This window comes from Rathayibacter sp. VKM Ac-2804 (genome assembly GCF_009866655.1).
Taxonomy (GTDB): domain Bacteria; phylum Actinomycetota; class Actinomycetes; order Actinomycetales; family Microbacteriaceae; genus Rathayibacter.
Genome location: NZ_CP047420.1, coordinates 1705125 through 1723205 on the forward strand (window position 1 = coordinate 1705125; position 18081 = coordinate 1723205).

The window sequence follows — 18081 nt, forward strand, 5'->3', positions numbered from 1 at the left end:
CGCGGATTTCGTGACGATCATGTTTCCAGATGGCCGATCTCGTCGGTCCTTCATCGACAGACGTCCGAGCTCTGTGCCAGTATTTCCCCACGTTCACGCCGGTGGGCCCGAGCACCGACGCAGTCAGGAGCCGCAGCCATGACCCGTCCTCTCCCGAGGGACCCCGTACTCCGCGAGGCCATCGCCGTCGCGCGCTCCCGAGAGCGGGAACGGCGGGCGATGCTCTCGCGGCGCGCCGTCCTCGGCGGTCTCGGTCTCGGGGTCGGAGCACTGGCGCTCGCCGCCTGCGCGCCGGTCTCGCGCGCCGCACCGACCGCCGCCGTCGACGACTCCGCCGCAGACCCCCGTCTCGTCTGGGACAACTGGCCCGCCTACCTCGACGAGGACGACGACGGCGGCTACCCGACGCTGATGGCGTTCGAGGAGCAGACCGGGATCTCCGTCACCTACAACGTCGCGGTCGACGACAACAACTCGTACTACGGCAAGGTGAAGGACCAGCTCGCCCTCGGCCAGTACATCGGCGCCGACACCGTCTGCCTGACGGAGTGGATGGTCTCCCGCCTGGCCCGTCGCGGCTACATCCAGGAGCTCGACCACGCGAACATCCCGAACATCGCGAATCTCACCCCGTCGCTCGCGAATCCGGACTTCGATCCGGGGCGCCACCGCTCGCTCCCGTTCCAGGCCGGCTTCGCCGGGATCTGCTGGAACAAGGAGAAGCTCCCCAACGGCCTCGCCAGCGTGGACGACCTCTGGGATCCGGCGCTGCGCGGGCGGGTCGGCGTGCTCAGCGAGATGCGCGACACGATCGGGCTGATCATGCTCGCCCAGGGCACCGACATCGCCGGGGCCTGGGGGGACGACGAGTACATGAACGCGATCGACGTCTTCCGGAAGCAGGTCGACGAGGGCCAGATCCGCAACATCAAGGGCAACGCGTACCTCAACGATCTGCAGAACGAGGACACCCTCGCCGCTATCTGCTGGTCGGGCGACATCACGCTGATCAACACCGAGGCCGGCGACAAGTGGGAGTTCGCGCTCCCCGACTCGGGCGGCACCCTGTGGAACGACACGTTCGTCGTGCCGATGGGCTCGCAGCGCAAGGCCAATGCCGAAGCGCTGATGAACTACTACTACGAGCCGGAGGTCGCCGCCGAGGTGGCCGCCTGGGTCAACTACATCACCCCCGTCGACGGAGCGAAGGACGCCATGGAGAGCATCGACCCGGAGCTGGCCGAGAACCAGCTGATCTTCCCCGACGAGGACACGCTCGCGCAGTCCCACATCTTCCGGACGCTCACCGCGGACGAGGAGAAGGACTATCAGGCCGAGTTCCAGAAAGTGCTGCTGGGCATCTGATGGCCACCGGAACCTTCGCCGAGCGCGGCGCCGACCTCGAACTGGTCGGGATCAGCAAGCAGTACCCGGGCTTCACCGCCCTCGACTCGCTGGACCTCACGATCCCCGCGGGATCCTTCTTCGCTCTCCTGGGGCCCTCCGGCTGCGGGAAGACGACCACCCTGCGGCTCGTCGCCGGTCTCGAGGAGCCGAGCGCGGGCCGGATCCTGATCGGCGGGAAGGACGTCACGGCCACCAAGACGTTCCAGCGCCCGGTGAACACCGTCTTCCAGTCCTACGCGCTGTTCCCGCACATGTCGATCCTCGAGAACGTCGCCTTCGGCCTCAAGCGCCGCCGGATCGACGACCCGGTGGGCAAGGCGCACGAGGCGCTCCGGCTCGTCGAGCTCGACCACCTCGCCCAGCGCCGTCCGGCGCAGCTCTCCGGCGGGCAGCAGCAGCGGGTCGCCCTCGCCCGGGCGATCGTGAACCGGCCCGCTCTCCTGCTCCTGGACGAGCCCCTCGGTGCGCTCGACCTCAAGCTCCGCCGGCAGATGCAGCTCGAGCTGAAGTCGATCCAGGAGGAGGTCGGCCTCACCTTCCTGCACGTCACCCACGACCAGGAGGAGGCCATGACCATGGCCGACACCGTCGCGGTGATGAACAAGGGCCGGATCGAGCAGATGGGCGCTCCCGAGGCGCTCTACGAGCTCCCGCGGACGGTCTTCGTCGCCAACTTCCTCGGCCAGTCGAACCTCTTCACCGGCGAGGTCGTCGCCTCGACCGGCACCGCGCTGACCGTCGCCGCCGGCGACGCCCGGATCGTCGTGCCCACCGCCCGTGCGGCCCGCGAGTCCGGCGAGATGACGATCGGCGTCCGCCCCGAGAAGCTCCTGCTGCTCACCGAGGCGCCCGCCGACTCCCCGGACCGCAACGTGCTCGGGCCGGGGCGCGTCGTCGACGTCTCCTTCAGCGGCGTCAGCACGCAGTACACGATCGAAATCCCCACGCTCGGCTCGATCGTCGTCTTCGCCCAGAACATGGTCTTCGGGCCGGTCGTCGGCGAGGGTGCGCAGGTCTGGGTGAGCTGGAGCATCGAGCACGGCTTCGGGCTGGCCGACGAACCGGGCACCGTGCCGCGCTTCGCCGCCGACGACTCCACCCGCTCGATCGCCCTGCAGAAGCGCGGGCTGCTCGCCGGCCGCTCCGGAGGAGCGTAGGCATGGCCTTCGCTGCGTTCGCGTCCGGCTCGACCGACACGCTCGATCCGCCGGTCCGCCGGCGGTCGACGATCGCCCTGGTGCTCCTGCTGCCGGGCATCGTCTACATGCTGCTGTTCTTCCTCACGCCGCTGATCTCCCTCGTGCTGACCTCGTTCCAGGTCGAGGTGCCGGACGGCGACATCGGCGAGTACGCGCCGGGCTTCGCCTGGCAGAACTACCTCGTCGTGATGGCCGACTACTGGCCGCACGCGATCCGCTCCTTCGGCTACGCCCTGATCGCCACGGTGCTCGCGCTCGTGATCAGCTATCCGCTCGCCTACTTCATCGGAGTGAAGGCGCGGCCCTGGCCGCTGCTGCAGAACCTGCTGCTGACGCTGGTGATCGCGCCCTTCTTCATCAGCTTCCTGCTGCGCACGCTGGCCTGGAAGCAGATCCTCGCGGACGAGAGCCCGCTCGTGCAGGCCCTCAAGACCGTCGCGATACTGCCCTCCGACGGGCACCTCACGGGCACCCCGATCGCCGTCGTCTTCGGCATCACCTACAACTTCATCCCCTTCATGACGCTGCCGCTCTACACGACTCTGGAGCGGCTCGACACCCGGCTCCTCGAGGCCGGCTCCGACCTCTACGCGCACCCCGCCTCGGTGTTCTGGAAGGTGACCGTGCCGCTCTCGATGCCCGGCATCGTCTCCGGCACGCTGCTCACCTTCATCCCGGCGGCGGGCGACTACATCAACGCGAGCCGCGACTTCCTCGGCTCGTCGCGGACCTCGATGGTCGGCAACGCGATCGAGGCGAACTTCCTCACCCTCGAGAACTACCCGGCCGCGGCCGCGCTCTCGATCGTGCTGATGGCCGTGATCCTGGTCATCGTCGGCTTCTACGTGAAGCGCAGTGGAACGGAGGACCTCCTGTGACCGCCACCGCCGACCGTCCCGTCGCGAGCGCCCAGGAGGCTCTGGGAGCACCGCCGCCCGCGCCCGTTCGAGGTCCGCGCCGCTTCCAGGGCCTCGGGCTGGGGATCTACACCGCCCTCGCGCTGATCTTCCTGCTGATCCCGATCGGCTACACCTTCGTCTACTCGTTCAACGACTCGGGCAAGAGCAATCTCGCCTGGCGCGGCTTCACCTTCGACAAGTGGGTCTCGGCGTGGACGAGCGAGGAGGTGATGACGGCCTTCGGCAACAGCCTCCTGGTCGGTGTGGTCGCGACCGTCCTGGCGACCGCGCTCGGCACGATGATCGCCATCGCGCTCGTCCGGTTCCGCTTCCGGTTCCGCTCCGCGATCAGCCTGCTGCTGTTCCTGCCGATGGCCACCCCGGAGGTGGTGCTCGGCGCCGGTCTGGCCGCCCAGTTCCTCGCGGTCGGCACCGAGAAGGGCCTGGTGACGATCATCCTGGCGCACACGATGTTCTGCATCAGCTTCGTCGTGGTGACGGTCAAGGCCCGCGTCGCGAGTCTGGACCCGCGGCTCGAGGAGGCGGGGCGCGACCTCTACGCCTCGCCGAGCCAGGTCTTCTGGCGGATCACCTTCCCGCTGCTGCTGCCCGGCATCCTCGCCGCCGCGCTGCTCTCCTTCGCGCTGAGCTTCGACGACTTCATCATCACGAACTTCAACTCCGGCTCGGTCACCACGTTCCCGAAGTACATCTACATCGCGGCGGCGCGCGGCATCCCTGCGGAGGCCAACGTCATCGCGTCGGCGGTGTTCGTGCTGGCGATCCTCATCGTCGTCGTCACGCAGGTGTCCTCGGCGGCGCGGGCGAAGCGGCTGGCGAGGACGCAGTAGCCGGCGAGGACGTCGTCACCGGCGAGGACGCAGGAGCGGCGGTGCCGCGCCTCAGACGTAGGAGGCGCGGATCGCGCCGACGGGCTGCCCGCCGCCGGTGACCACCGGGTTGAGGCGCACGAGCACCTCGTTCGCCGCGGTGCGGTCGACGCTGCCCGCCTCGACCAGCAGCTTCAGCGCCACGACGGTCGCGGCGCGCAGGCTCCCGTCCAGGATCTTCAGCGCGACGGTCGTGCCGTCCGGCGACGCCATCACGAGCACGCCCTCCGCGCCGAGCTTCGCGACCAGGCCGAGCCGCTCGATCACGACGGTGTTGTCGCGACCCGGTCCGTCCAGGGCCCAGGCGTTCTCGAGGATCGCCTCGGTGAGGACGCCGGCCTGACGGTAGAGCCCGAAGGGCGAGGCGGGGGAGGAGGAGACGATCCGCGAGATCCCCTTGGCCAGAGCGGTGAGGGGCAGCGCGTGCACCGGAGCGCCGCAGCCGTCGATGCCCGAGGCGACGATCCGCTCTCCGGTGAGCCGCTCGATGGTGTCGACGATGTGCTGCTGCAGCGGGTGCGAGCGCTCGAGGTAGTCGTCGGTGCTCCAGCCGTTCTGCACGCAGGCGAGCAGCATCGCGGCGTGCTTCCCCGAGCAGTTCATGTAGAGCGGATCCGCGCTCGCGCCGGCGCGCAGCAGCTTGGCGCGCGAGGCCGAGTCGGTCGGCCAGTCGGCCGGGCACTGCAGTGCCGAGTGGTCGAGCCCCGCGCGGAAGAGCAGGTTCTGCACCAGGGCGACGTGCTGCGGGATGCCGGCGTGGCTCGCGGTCGCGATGACCGCCTCCGCTCCGCTCAGCTCGACGCCGGCGGTCATCACGGCGAGGGCCTGGAAGGGCTTGAGGCAGGAGCGGGGGAAGACCGGCGCCGTCGGCGTGCCCAGGGTGCGGGCGACGCGGCCGTCGGAGTCGAGGAGCACGGCCGATCCGGCGTGGCGCGACTCGATGAAGCCGGAGCGCTCGACCACCGCCAGTTCGACGGACTCGGCGAGGGTGAAGGTACCTGCGGACATCCCCCCATCTTGCCCGACGGCCCGGCGCCTCCTGAGCGGAGGGGCCGGGCCGTCGGTGGTGGAGGCGGCGCTCAGAGGGTCGCGAAGGCCTCGGCGAGGACGGCGACGGCCTCGTCCAGCAGCTCGTCCGTCAGGGCGAGGCTGGGCAGGAAGCGCACCACGTTGCCGTAGGTGCCGGCGCTGAGCACGAGCACGCCGTGCTTCGCCGCGTAGTCGATGATCGCGCCGACGGCGGCAGTGTTGGGCTGCTTGGTCGTCTGCGCCGTGCCCGGCTCGACCAGCTCGATCGCCATCATCGCGCCGATCCCGCGGACGTCGCCGATGATGTCGTACTGCTCCTGCAGCGCGCGGAGCGCGGCGCCCAGCCGGGCCCCGATGCGGTCGGCCTCGGCGAGGAGGCCCTCCTGCTCGATCCGCTCGAAGACCGCGACCGCGGCGGCGGCCGCCACGGGGTTCCCGCCGAAGGTGCCGCCGAGGCCGCCGGCCTGAGCGGAGTCCATGATCTCCGCGCGGCCCGTGACGCCCGCGAGCGGCAGGCCGCCCGCGATGCCCTTGGCCGAGAGCACCATGTCCGGGACGAGCCCGAAGTGCTCACTGGCGAACCAGGCGCCGGTGCGGGCCATGCCCGACTGGATCTCATCGGCGACGAAGACGATGCCGTTCGCGGTGCACCACTCCTGCAGCGCGGGCAGGAAGCCCTGCGCCGGGACCATGAAGCCGCCCTCGCCCTGGACGGGCTCGACGACGAGGCAGGCCAGGGCCGAGGCGCCGACCGTCTTCTCCAGGTAGGAGATGGTGCGCTCGGCCGCCTCGGCGCCCGAGAGGCCGTCGTGATACGGGTACGAGCTCGGCGCGCGGTGCACGTCGCTCGCGAAGGGACCGAAGCCGAGGCCGTAGGGGAGCGCCTTGAAGTTCATCGCCATCGTGAGGTTCGTGCGACCGTGGTAGGCGTGGTCGAGCACCGCGACTCCGGGGCGGCCGGTGTGCTTGCGGGCGATCTTGACCGCGTTCTCCACGGCCTCGGCGCCGGAGTTGACCAGCACGGTCTTCTTCGCGTGGTCGCCGGGGGTGTGCTCGCCGAGCAGCTCCGCGACGCGGATGTACGGCTCGTAGGGCGTGACGGTGAAGAGCGTGTGGGTGAGGCGGCCGAGCTGCGCGGTGGCGGCCGCGACGACCGCGTCGTCGGTGTGGCCGATCGTCGTCACGCCGATGCCGGCGCCGAGGTCGATGAACTGGTTGCCGTCGACGTCGACCAGGATCGCGCCGTGCGCGCGGTCGATGTAGACGGGCAGCGCGGTGCCGACGCCGGTGGGCACGACGGCGAGGCGGCGCTCGTGCAGGGCCCTCGATCGCGGCCCCGGGATCTCGGTCGCGACGCGACGCTCCTGGGGGACGGCCGACGTGGGAACCTGGGGGGCGAGCGTGTCTGTCATGGTCCCCCGAGTCTACCTTCGGGCGTCGGAGGACCAGGGGTCCAGACCGTCGAGACCGGCCTGAACCACGGCCGAGAAGGAGGGATCCGATGAAATCGGAGCACGATTACGCTCTTTCCGTCGTCTGGGAGGGCAATCGCGGCACCGGCACCAGCGGCTACCGGGACTACGGGCGCCAGAACGTCCTCGTCGCCGAGGGCCCGCCGCCGATCCTCGGCTCGGCCGACAAGCCCTTCCGCGGCGACCCGGACCGCTGGAACCCCGAGCAGCTGCTGCTCGCCTCCCTCGCGCAGTGCCACCTGCTCTCGTTCCTGCACGTCGCCGTCAAGAACGGGGTCGTCGTGACCGAGTACGTCGACGACGCCATCGGGCGCATGGTGCAGGAGGGCGAGGGCGGTCGCTTCGTCTCGGTCACCCTCCGACCGCGGGTGCGGGTCGCGCACGAGTCGATGGTCGAGCTCGCGCAGTCGCTGCACGGCGAGGCGTCCCGGCTGTGCTTCATCGCGAACTCGGTGAGCTTCCCGGTCGGGCACGAGCCGCAGACCTCGGCGGCCGACGCGCGCTGACCCGCGCGGACCCGGTGGGTGCGGCGGCAGGAGCGGTCAGCGCCGCTCGTGCGGCAGCGCGCGCTTGATCTTCTCGACCGTGGTGACCGGCGGCGACTCGTTGTAGACACCCGCCGCCTCCTGGCCCGACAGCGCGTGGATGGCGGCCATCACCTCGTCCGTCGCGTGCCGGCGCGCGCGGCCCGAGTCGGCGGAGCCGTGCCGGGAGAGATCGAGCGGATCGCCGAAGCGCACCGTGATCCGGTGCAGCCGCGGGATCTTCGAGCCCACGGGCTGCAGCTCCTGCGTGCCGACGAGCCCGACCGGGACGACCGGCGCGCCGGTGGTGAGTGCGAGCCACGCCACTCCGGTGCGGCCGCGGTAGAGGCGGCCGTCGCGCGAGCGCGTCCCCTCCGGGTACACGGCGAACGCCTCGTCGCGCTCGAGGATCGCGCGCCCGAGATCGAGCGCCTCCTGCGCGGCCTGGCCGGCGCCGCGCTCGACCGCGACCGCTCCGACCGCCGTGAAGAAGGAGCGCGACAGGGCGCCGCGCGCGCCGGTGCCGGTGAAGTAGTCCGACTTCGCGAGGAACTGCACGGGCCGGGGCGCCAGCAGCGTCAGCACGGGCGAGTCGATGAACGACAGATGGTTGCTGGCGATGATGACGCGGCCGGTGCGCGGCACGTTGTCGCGGCCCTCGACGATCGGCCGGTAGATCATCCGGCCGAGCCGGCTCATCGTGAAGCGGGCCACGCGAGCGGAGACGCCGATCCCCGGCGGCGTCGGCGGTGTCGGAGCGTCGTCGGTCGGCATTCGCCCGACGCTACCGGCGGCTGCATGCCGCTCGGGTCATGCCCTGCCGGGCGCTCCGCCGACCACACCGCCGGGTGCCGCGGCGGACGACCGCGGGCCGCCCCTCGTCGAGAGGAGCGGCCCGCGAGGGAGAGCGGAGGGAGCGACCGCTCAGCCGAAGGTGGCGAGCGCCTCCTCGATGACACCCGCGGCGTCGTCGATCAGCTCCTCGCTGATGACCACGCTCGGCATGATGCGCAGGACGCTGTCCCAGCTGCCGGCGTCGAGGGCGATGACGCCGTTCGTCGTGACGTGCTTCAGCACGGCGGAGAGCGCCTCCGGGTTCTGCTTCTTGGTGCCGGGGTGGACGAGCTCGACGCCGAACATCGCGCCCTTGCCGCGGACCTCGCCGACCACGGCGAAGCGCTCGGCCCAGTCGCCGATGCGGGCCTGCAGGGCGCGCTCGACGCGCTGGGCCTCGGCGAGCAGGCCCTCGGACTCGATCGCCTCGAAGGTGGCGAGCGCGGCGGCGGTGGAGACGGGGTTGCCGCCGAAAGTGCCGCCGATACCGCCGGGCTGCACCGCGTCCATGATCTCCGCGCGGCCGGTGACCGCGGCGAGCGGGAAGCCGCCGGCGATGCCCTTGGCCGTGGTGATGAGGTCGGGGACGACGCCGAAGTGCTCGATCGAGTACCAGGCACCGGTGCGGGCGATGCCGGCCTGGATCTCGTCCGCGACGAAGACGATGCCGTTCTCGGTGCAGAACTCGGAGAGGCGCTCGAAGTAGCCCGCCGCGGGGATGATGATGCCGCCGTCGCCCTGGATGGGCTCGACGAACAGCGCCGCGAGCTCCTCGGCGCCGATGTGGGTGCGGATGTAGTCGATGGAGCGCTCGGCGGCCTCCTCGCCCGTCATGCCCTCGGGGTCGCGGAACGGGTAGCTCATCGGGAGGCTGTAGATCTCGCCGGGGAACGGGCCCATGCCGGCGCGCTCGGGCCAGGGGCGGTAGGTCATCGCCATCGTGAGGTTGGTGCGGCCGTGGAAGGCGTGGTCGAGCGAGGCGATGGCGCGGCGTCCGGTGTGCTTGCGCGCGATCTTGACCGCGTTCTCGACCGCCTCGGCGCCCGAGTTGACGAGGATCGAGTGCTTCTCGAAGTCGCCGGGGGTGATCTCGCCGAGCTTCTCGGCGACCCGCACGTAGTTCTCGTAGGGGGTCACGGTGAAGAGGGTGTGGGTCAGCTTCTCCGCCTGGGCGGCGGCCGCGGCCGCGACCGCGGGGTGGGCGTGGCCGATGGTGGTGACGCCGATGCCGCAGCCGAGGTCGATCAGGCGGTTGCCGTCGACGTCGACGAGGACGGCGCCCGAGGCGTGGTCCATGTAGATGTTCGCGAGGGTTCCGGCGCCGCGGGAGACGCTGGCGACGCGGCGCTCCTGCAGCGCGATCGAGCGAGGGCCGGGGAGCTCGGTGACGAGCGCGCGGGACTGGGGGACCGAGAATTCACGCATTCCTCCATGCTAGGCGCGGCTCCCGGGAGCGAGCCGGAGACGCTCCGTGCCCGCTCGTCCGCGGACCGGTGCAGGGGGATCGTTCAGCCGGGGCGGAGGCGCAGCCCTCAGGATGGAAGGATCCCCCCGACGTCGTCCCGCTCCCTGCCGGGCAGGAAAGGTGCACCCGTGCGCAGAACCCTCGCGATCCTCGCCGTTCTCGGCGCCTCCCTCGGCCTCGCGGCCTGCACGCCCGGCACCCCCGAGGCGTCGCCGAGTGCGACCCCGACTCCGCTCTCCTGCATCTCCTCCGGGGAGGCGTCCGACGCCGTGGACGCCGCCGGCGACTTCGCGACGAAGCCGGTCACCGTCTTCCCGACCCCGATGAGCGTCGAGGCGACCGAGGGCAGCACCGTCATCGAGGGCACCGGCGAGGCGGTCGCCGAGGGCGACACCGTGCTGGTGGACTACACCCTCTACAACGGCACGAGCGGCGCCGAGTTCTCCGCGAGCAGCTACGCCTCCGGTGGGCGCGCCGCCTTCGAGGTGGACACCGATCAGTACCTCGCGGGCCTCGTCAAGGCGGTCAACTGCGCGACGGTCGGCTCGCGCGTCGTCGCTGTCGTCCCTCCCGCCGACGCGTTCGGCGACGCCGGCAGCACCGATCTCGGGATCGCCGCGGACGACTCCATCGTCATGGTGATCGACGTCGAGGGCATCGTCCCCTCGGCCGCGACCGGTGAGCCGCAGGCGCCGGTCGACGGGCTGCCGACGGTGGCGCTCGCCGAGGACGGCGCCCCGACGGTGACCATCCCCGCGACCGACCCGCCGGCCGAGCTGCAGCTCGAGGTGCTGAAGAAGGGCGACGGGCAGACCGTCGCCGACGGCGACTCGCTGATCGTGCAGTACCAGGGCGTCGTCTGGGGCACCGGCGAGGTCTTCGACCAGAGCTGGGGGAACGGCACACCCGCGTCCTTCGGCACCGGCGACGTGATCGAGGGCTTCAAGGAGGCGGTGGTCGGCCAGACCGTCGGCTCGCAGGTGCTCGTGGTCATCCCGCCGGACAAGGGCTACGGCGAGGCCGGCAACACCAACGCGGGCATCAGCGGCACCGACACCCTGGTGTTCGTCGTCGACATCCTCGCGGTGAGCTGACCCGCTCCGCTCCGCACCCCGGGAGGGCCGAGGGCCGCCGTGCCAGGATGGGCGGATGCGCAGGGTCATCATCCTCGGCTCGACCGGGTCCATCGGCACGCAGGCCCTCGACGTCATCGGCGCGAACCGCGACCGCTTCGAGGTCGTCGGCCTCGGGGCCGGCTCCAACCGCGAGGTCGTCGCCCAGCAGGCGCGCGAGTTCGGCGTCGAGCACACCGCCTTCGGCGCGGCGGAGGCCGAGCAGCTGATCCGCTCCGTCGACGCCGACGTCGTCCTCAACGGCATCACCGGGTCCGTCGGGCTCGGCCCGACGCTCGCCGCGCTCGAGGAGGGCCGCACCCTCGCCCTCGCGAACAAGGAGTCGCTGATCGTCGGCGGCGAGCTGGTCACCTCGCTCGCCGCTCCCGGGCAGATCGTCCCCGTCGACTCCGAGCACTCGGCGATCGCGCAGGCGCTGCTCGCGGGGGAGCACCGCGAGGTCCGCCGACTGGTGCTGACCGCGTCGGGCGGCCCGTTCCGCGGGCGCGACCGTTCCTCCCTCCGCGACGTCACGCCGGCCGAGGCCCTCGCGCACCCGACCTGGGACATGGGGCTGGTCGTCACCACGAACTCGTCCACGCTGGTCAACAAGGGTCTCGAGGTGATCGAGGCGCACCTGCTCTTCGACGTGCCCTACGACCGGATCGACGTGACCGTGCATCCGCAGTCGATCGTCCACTCGATGGTCGAGTTCGTCGACGGCTCGACGATCGCCCAGGCCTCGCCGCCCGACATGCGCCTGCCGATCTCGCTCGGTCTCGACTGGCCGCACCGCGTCGCCGGCGTCGGCGTGCCGCTGGACTGGACCCGCGCGCAGTCCTGGACGTTCGAGCCGCTCGACGAGGAGGCGTTCCCCTCCGTCCGGCTCGCCAAGAAGGTCGGCGCCGCCGGGGCGTCCTACCCGGCCGTCTTCAACGCGGCGAACGAGCAGGCCGTGCAGGCGTTCCACGCCGGGCGGATCGGCTACCTGGACATCCTCGCGACGGTCGAGGCCGTCGTCGACGTGCACTCCGTCGAGGGCGCGCTGACCCGCGAGTCGCTGGCCGAGGCCGAGACCTGGGCGCGCCGCACGGCGGATGCACGGATCGCCGCCGCCTGACCGGCCCCCAGGAGCGCCGACGCGCTGATCGGACGCTCATCGCGTTCCTCCAGCGCCTCTCCAGCCGAGGGGTACCCCCGCGGCCTACAGTGACCGAGTGGAATCCGTGCTGCTCTTCGTCCTCGGCGTCGTCATCATCGCCGTGGGCGTCGCCCTGTCGATCGCGCTGCACGAGGTCGGGCACCTCGTGCCGGCGAAGCTCTTCGGGGTCAAGGTCACGCAGTACATGATCGGCTTCGGCCGCACGATCTTCTCCGTCCGCCGCGGCGAGACCGAGTACGGCGTGAAGGCTCTGCCCCTCGGCGGCTACATCGCCATGATCGGGATGTACCCGCCCAAGCACCCGGGCGACCGCGTCGGCGAGTCGAGCACGGGCTTCTTCAACGGATTGAACGGCAACGAGTCGGCGCCCGACCCCGAACCCCGCCGCGGCGGCTACGCGACGATGATCGACGAGGCGCGCGCCGCCAGCGCCGAGACCATCGGCGAGGGCGAGGACCACCGCGCCTTCTACCGGCTCGCGGTCTGGAAGCGCGTCGTCGTGATGTTCGGCGGCCCGTTCATGAACCTCGTGATCGCGACCGTCCTCTTCACCGTCCTGCTCTGCGGCATCGGGGTCGCCCAGAACACCTCGACGATCTCGACCGTCTCGCAGTGCGTGGTCCCGGCGAGCGACACGACCGCCGAGAGCTGCTCCGCCGACGACCCGCTCGCGCCCGGCGCCGCGGCCGGCATCCTGCCCGGAGACACCATCACCGCGATCGACGGCACGCCCGTGTCCTCCTGGAACGACCTCACCCCGATCATCCGCGCCTCGGCCGGCGTCCCGCTCAGCGTCGCCGTCGACCGCGACGGCCAGAGCCTCACCCTCACGATCACCCCCGCCGAGAACGAGGTGGCCGTCACCGACGCCGCCGGCGACGCGGTGCTCGACGCGTCCGGCGCCGTCGAGACGCAGACCGTCGGCTTCATCGGCATCTCGCCCACTCAGGCGCTCGTCCAGCAGCCGATCACCGCCGTCCCCGGGACGGTCGGGGAGAACGTCGCCAGCGTCGCCCACGTCATCCTCAACCTGCCGCAGCGCCTCATCGACGTGGCCCAGGCGGCCTTCGGCACCGAGGCGCGCGACGCGAACGGCCCGATCAGCGTCGTCGGCGTCGGCCGCATCGCCGGCGAGATCGCCGCCTCCGACCAGCTGCCCGTCGTCTCCAAGGTGCAGACCATGGTCGGCGTCCTCGCCTCCCTCAACGTCGCGCTCTTCGTCTTCAACCTCGTCCCCCTCCTGCCGATGGACGGCGGCCACATCGCCGGCGCGCTCTGGGAGGGCCTGCGCCGCCGCATCGCCAAGCTCTTCGGCCGCCGCGACCCGGGCCCCGTCGACATCGCCAAGCTGCTGCCGCTCACGTACGCGGTCGTCCTGCTCCTCGGCGGGATGAGCGCCCTGCTGATCTACGCCGACATCGTGAAGCCGATCCAGCTGTTCTGAGTCGTCTTGCACGCCGGTCCCTGCCCGGCGTGCCGCGGTCGGCTTCGCGACGGGTCGGGCTGGGAGGAGCGGGTTGCGGTCGGCTGGCGCGAATCGCTGGCACGCGATTCTCGCTTTCGTCTTCGAGGTGGTGCCGGTCCCTGCCCGGCGTGCCGCGGTCGGCTACGCGACGGGTCGGGCTGGGAGGAGCGTATCGCGGCCGGCTGAGCTCGGTTCGGTGTGCAGGAGATGTGCCGGAGGCTGCTCGCGGGGACGGGGGTGTGCACGCGATCTGCCGGAGATCGCCTGCAGATCGGACGTCGGCGGTTCCGGAATGCGGTCGAGGAAGGCGTGGCACGGACCGTGGAGATCGGCGGGACCTGGGAACCGGGGGAGCGGCGGCGTCCGGCCGGGCGGCGCGCGTACGATGGGGCTCGTGCCTGCTGTGAATCTGGGTTTGCCCAAGGTCCCCGTGACCCTCGCCCCCCGCCGGAAGACCCGTCAGATCAAGGTGGGGAAGGTGCTCGTCGGCGGTGACGCTCAGGTCAGCGTCCAGTCGATGTGCACCACGCCGACCACGAACATCAACGCGACGCTCCAGCAGATCGCCGAGCTGACCGCCTCCGGCTGCGACATCGTGCGCGTCGCCGTGCCGAGCCGCGACGACGCGGAGGCGCTGCCGATCATCGCGAAGAAGAGCCAGATCCCGGTCATCGCGGACATCCACTTCCAGCCGAACTACGTCTACGCCGCGATCGACGCGGGCTGCGCGGCCGTCCGGGTGAACCCGGGCAACATCCGCAAGTTCGACGACCAGGTCGGCAAGATCGCCGCCGCGGCGAAGGCCGCCGGCGTCTCGATCCGCATCGGCGTCAACGCGGGCTCGCTCGAGCCCAGCCTCCTGCAGAAGTACGGCAAGGCCACCCCCGAGGCGCTCGTCGAGAGCGCCGTCTGGGAGGCCAGCCTCTTCGAGGAGCACGACTTCCACGACTTCAAGATCTCGGTCAAGCACAACGACCCGGTGATCATGGTGCAGGCCTACCGCCAGCTCGCCGAGCGCGGCGACTGGCCGCTGCACCTCGGCGTGACCGAGGCCGGCCCCGAGTTCCAGGGCACGATCAAGTCGGCGACGGCGTTCGGCATCCTGCTCGGCGAGGGCATCGGCGACACCATCCGCGTGTCGCTCTCGGCGCCGCCCGCGCAGGAGGTCAAGGTCGGCCTGCAGATCCTGCAGTCGCTCAACCTCCGCGAGCGCAAGCTCGAGATCGTCTCCTGCCCGAGCTGCGGCCGCGCTCAGGTCGACGTCTACACGCTCGCCAACGACGTCACCGCGGGTCTCGAGGGCATGAGCGTGCCGCTGCGCGTCGCCGTCATGGGCTGTGTCGTCAACGGACCGGGCGAGGCCCGCGAGGCCGACCTCGGCGTCGCCTCCGGCAACGGCAAGGGCCAGATCTTCGTCAAGGGCGAGGTCATCAAGACCGTCCCCGAGTCCGAGATCGTCAAGACGCTGATCGAGGAGGCCAACCGCCTGGCCGCCGAGATGCCCGCCGACGACACCTCGACCGGCTCCCCGGTCGTCGTCGTCTCCAACTGACGCGGGCGGCGGACGGGGACACCACCCGTCCGCCGCCTCACCGGCGGCCGCGGGACACCCCGCCGTGGACTCCGGATAGGATCGTCCCTCGTGGTTACCCGTCTCTCGCACCTGTTCGTCCGCACCCTCCGAGAGGATCCGGCCGACGCCGAGGTCGCGAGCCACCGCCTCCTCGTCCGGGCCGGCTACATCCGCCGCCAGGCGCCCGGCGTCTTCGCCTGGCTGCCCCTGGGGCTGAAGGTGAAGCGGCGCATCGAGGCGATCATCCACGCCGAGATGGCGGCCGCCGGCGCGCAGGAGGTCCACTTCCCCGGGCTGCTGCCCCGCGAGCCCTACGAGCTCTCCGGCCGCTGGACCGAGTACGGCGACGGCGTCTTCCGCCTGAAGGACCGCAAGGACGCGGACTACATGCTGGCGCCGACCCACGAGGAGTTCTTCACCCTCCTGGTCAAGGACCTCTACTCGTCCTACAAGGACCTGCCGCTCTCGCTCTACCAGATCCAGGACAAGTACCGCGACGAGGCGCGCCCCCGCGCCGGCCTCCTGCGCGGCCGCGAGTTCACGATGAAGGACGCCTACTCCTTCGACTACACCGACGCCGGCCTCGACGCGAGCTACCAGCTGCAGCGCGACGCCTACGAGCGGATCTTCCAGCGCTTCGGCCTCGAGTACGTGATCGTGCAGGCCGACGCCGGTGCGATGGGCGGCTCGCGCAGCGAGGAGTTCCTGCACCCGACCCCGGTCGGCGAGGACACCTTCGTGCGCTCGGCCGGCGGCTACGCCGCCAACGTCGAGGCGTACCGCACGCCCGTGCCCGAGGCGCTGCCGCTCGAGGGGCTCTCCGCGGCGCGCATCTTCGACTCGCCCGGCACCCCGACCATCCAGACGCTCGTCGACCTCGCCAACAACCAGGAGCCGCGCGCCGACGGCCGCGCCTGGACCGCCGGCGACACGCTGAAGAACGTCGTCCTCGCGCTCACGGCGCTCGACGGCACCCGCGAGCTCGTCGTCGTCGGCCTGCCCGGCGACCGCGACGTCGACCTCAAGCGCGCCGAGGTCGCCTTCGCCCCCGCCGAGGTCGAGGCCGCGACCGAGGAGGACTTCGCGAAGCACCCCGCGCTGGTCAAGGGCTACATCGGCCCGTGGTCCGCCGAGGGCGCCGTGCTGGGAGAGGAGTCGGCGAGCGGGATCCGCTTCCTGCTCGACCCCCGCGTCGTCGAGGGCACCTCCTGGATCACCGGCGCCAACGTCGCCGGGAAGCACGTGCTCGACCTCGTCGCCGGTCGCGACTTCTCCGGCGACGGCGTCGTCGAGGTGGCCGATGTCCGCTCGGGCGACCCCGCCCCGGACGGCTCCGGCCCGATCGAGACCGCGCGCGGCATGGAGATCGGCCACGTCTTCCAGCTCGGCCGCAAGTACGCGGACGTGCTCGGCCTCAAGGTCCTCGACGAGAACGGCAAGCTCGTCACCGTCACCATGGGCTCCTACGGCATCGGCGTCACCCGCATCCTCGCGATCATCGCGGAGAGCAACCACGACGACCGCGGGCTGATCTGGCCCGAGAACGTCGCTCCGTTCGATGTGCACGTGATCGCGACCGGCAAGGACCCGGCGGCGCTCGCGCTCGCGGAGTCCGTCGGCGCCTCGCTCGAGGCGGCGGGCCGCGACGTGCTGATCGACGACCGGCCGAAGGTGTCGCCGGGCGTGAAGTTCGGCGACGCCGAGCTGATCGGGGTGCCGGTGATCGTCATCGCCGGCCGCAGCGCCGCCGACGGCGTCGTCGAGCTCTGGGACCGCCGCACCGGCGAGCGCGAGCAGCTGCCCGCCGCCGAGGCGCTGGCCCGACTCGGCGCCTGACCGGCGCCGCCCTCCGTCCGCGTCCGGCGCGGTCGGCTATGCTCAATGGTCCCGACGCGCGGGCCCGGCTCCGTGCCGTGGCGCCGCCGGCGTCGGGCCGGACTTCGACGTGGTCGCGCTGCGCCGCCACGCCACCCAAGTGAATAGAGAGAAAGGCCCGCCCGTGGACATCGACCTGAGCGTTCTGCGCCTGCTGGAGCGCGAGCGCGAGATCCCCTTCGAGGAACTCGTGCAGATCATCGAGCAGGCGATCCTCACCGCCTACCTCAAGCACATCGGACAGGCGGACGACGCCGACACGGCGACCGCCGTGGACGCCCGCGTGCACCTCGACCGCAAGACCGGGCACGTCAGCGTGTTCGTGCCCGAGATCGACGAGGAGGGCGCCGTCGTCGGCGAGTCCGAGGACTCGCCGCGCGACTTCGGCCGCATCGCGGCCTTCGCCGCCAAGCAGGTCATCAACCAGCGGCTGCGCGACATCGGCGACGAGAAGATCCTCGGCGAGTTCAAGGGCCGCGAGGGCGACATCGTCGCCGGCGTCATCCAGCAGGGCCCGAATCCCAAGATGATCCACGTGGACCTCGGCTCCATCGAGGCGATCCTCTCGCCCGAGGAGCAGGTGCCGGGCGAGGACTACAGCCACGGCCGCCGGATCCGCGTCTACGTCACGAGCGTCAGCCGCGGCACGAAGGGCCCCTCGGTCCAGGTCTCGCGGACGCACCCGTCGCTGGTCCGCAAGCTCTTCGCCCTCGAGGTCCCGGAGATCGCCTCCGGCGTCGTCGAGATCGTCTCGCTCGCCCGCGAGGCCGGCCACCGCACCAAGATCGCCGTGCGCGCGACCGAGCCGGGCGTCAACGCCAAGGGCGCCTGCATCGGCGAGCTCGGCCAGCGCGTGCGCGCGGTGACCGCGGAGCTGAACAACGAGAAGATCGACATCGTCGACTACTCCTCCGACCTGCCGACCTTCGTCGCCAGCGCGCTCTCGCCCGCCAAGGTGACCAGCGCCTTCGTGATCGACCAGAGCCTCAAGGCCGTCCGCGCACTCGTCCCGGACTACCAGCTCTCGCTCGCCATCGGCAAGGAGGGCCAGAACGCCCGACTCGCCGCCAAGCTCACCGGCGCCAAGATCGACATCCAGCCCGATTCGGTGATGGACGGGGAGTGATCCCCGCCGTCGGCGGTGCGGGGAGGCGCTCCCGGGAACGAGGGAGTAC

The 18081-nt window shown here is 71.3% G+C and carries 15 protein-coding genes; 11 read left to right on the top strand and 4 right to left on the bottom strand.

The genetic code is table 11. From position 1 onward, the window contains the following. The first annotated feature begins 138 nt into the window (after positions 1-138). The 4 genes from GTU73_RS07965 to GTU73_RS07980 all read left to right on the top strand — a co-directional run bounded on the left by GTU73_RS07965 (position 139) and on the right by GTU73_RS07980 (position 4356). A complete protein-coding gene (locus tag GTU73_RS07965) occupies positions 139-1365 on the top strand; it encodes a spermidine/putrescine ABC transporter substrate-binding protein (RefSeq protein ID WP_160088433.1) in 1227 nt (408 codons plus the stop codon). Continuing rightward, positions 1365-2564 (top strand): ABC transporter ATP-binding protein, encoded by a 1200-nt coding sequence (locus tag GTU73_RS07970; RefSeq protein ID WP_160088435.1) that lies wholly within the window; start codon positions 1365-1367, stop codon positions 2562-2564. The genes GTU73_RS07965 and GTU73_RS07970 overlap by 1 nt, the downstream gene beginning before the upstream one ends. A 2-nt stretch (positions 2565-2566) precedes the next feature. Beyond that, positions 2567-3484: an ABC transporter permease gene (locus GTU73_RS07975; RefSeq protein ID WP_160088437.1), complete on the top strand. Its 918-nt coding sequence runs from the start codon at positions 2567-2569 to the stop codon at positions 3482-3484. 98 nt (positions 3485-3582) lie between these two features. Next, positions 3583-4356, top strand: a complete 774-nt coding sequence (locus GTU73_RS07980) for an ABC transporter permease (protein WP_244231913.1) — start codon at positions 3583-3585, stop codon at positions 4354-4356. A 51-nt stretch (positions 4357-4407) separates the two neighbouring features. Here GTU73_RS07980 and GTU73_RS07985 read toward each other — a convergent pair whose 3' ends face one another. Beyond that, a complete protein-coding gene (locus GTU73_RS07985; protein WP_160088439.1) occupies positions 4408-5403 on the bottom strand; it encodes an asparaginase in 996 nt (331 codons plus the stop codon). A 71-nt stretch (positions 5404-5474) separates the two neighbouring features. Then, the gene (gabT, locus tag GTU73_RS07990; RefSeq protein WP_160088441.1) at positions 5475-6836 is read right to left on the bottom strand and encodes a 4-aminobutyrate--2-oxoglutarate transaminase; all 1362 of its coding nucleotides are present in this window, start codon (positions 6834-6836) and stop codon (positions 5475-5477) included. Between the two features lie 89 nt (positions 6837-6925). Between gabT and GTU73_RS07995 the strand changes: the two genes are divergently transcribed. Beyond that, complete coding sequence (locus tag GTU73_RS07995) at positions 6926-7402, top strand: OsmC family protein (protein ID WP_160088443.1); 477 nt, start codon at positions 6926-6928, stop codon at positions 7400-7402. 36 nt (positions 7403-7438) lie between these two features. Here GTU73_RS07995 and GTU73_RS08000 read toward each other — a convergent pair whose 3' ends face one another. Continuing rightward, positions 7439-8119, bottom strand: coding sequence for a lysophospholipid acyltransferase family protein (locus GTU73_RS08000; RefSeq protein ID WP_244231914.1), 681 nt, complete (start codon positions 8117-8119; stop codon positions 7439-7441). A gap of 225 nt (positions 8120-8344) precedes the next feature. Continuing rightward, on the bottom strand, positions 8345-9679 hold the full coding sequence (locus tag GTU73_RS08005; RefSeq protein WP_160088447.1) for an aminotransferase class III-fold pyridoxal phosphate-dependent enzyme: 1335 nt from the start codon (positions 9677-9679) through the stop codon (positions 8345-8347). 168 nt (positions 9680-9847) lie between these two features. Here GTU73_RS08005 and GTU73_RS08010 point away from each other — a divergent pair, with 168 nt between their 5' ends. The 6 genes from GTU73_RS08010 to nusA all read left to right on the top strand — a co-directional run bounded on the left by GTU73_RS08010 (position 9848) and on the right by nusA (position 18032). Beyond that, on the top strand, positions 9848-10813 hold the full coding sequence (locus GTU73_RS08010) for an FKBP-type peptidyl-prolyl cis-trans isomerase (RefSeq protein ID WP_244231814.1): 966 nt from the start codon (positions 9848-9850) through the stop codon (positions 10811-10813). A 55-nt stretch (positions 10814-10868) separates the two neighbouring features. Then, complete coding sequence (gene dxr, locus GTU73_RS08015) at positions 10869-11951, top strand: 1-deoxy-D-xylulose-5-phosphate reductoisomerase (RefSeq protein WP_160088451.1); 1083 nt, start codon at positions 10869-10871, stop codon at positions 11949-11951. A 97-nt stretch (positions 11952-12048) separates the two neighbouring features. Next, positions 12049-13437 carry a site-2 protease family protein gene (locus GTU73_RS08020; RefSeq protein WP_208543750.1) on the top strand — a complete coding sequence of 463 codons (1389 nt, stop codon included), beginning with the start codon at positions 12049-12051 and terminating at the stop codon, positions 13435-13437. A 415-nt stretch (positions 13438-13852) separates the two neighbouring features. Beyond that, positions 13853-15010, top strand: a complete 1158-nt coding sequence (gene ispG / locus GTU73_RS08025; protein WP_160088453.1) for a flavodoxin-dependent (E)-4-hydroxy-3-methylbut-2-enyl-diphosphate synthase — start codon at positions 13853-13855, stop codon at positions 15008-15010. A gap of 90 nt (positions 15011-15100) precedes the next feature. Beyond that, positions 15101-16867, top strand: a complete 1767-nt coding sequence (locus tag GTU73_RS08030; RefSeq protein ID WP_160088455.1) for a proline--tRNA ligase — start codon at positions 15101-15103, stop codon at positions 16865-16867. A gap of 163 nt (positions 16868-17030) precedes the next feature. Next, positions 17031-18032, top strand: a complete 1002-nt coding sequence (nusA, locus tag GTU73_RS08035) for a transcription termination factor NusA (protein ID WP_160088457.1) — start codon at positions 17031-17033, stop codon at positions 18030-18032. The last annotated feature ends 49 nt before the right edge of the window (positions 18033-18081 follow it).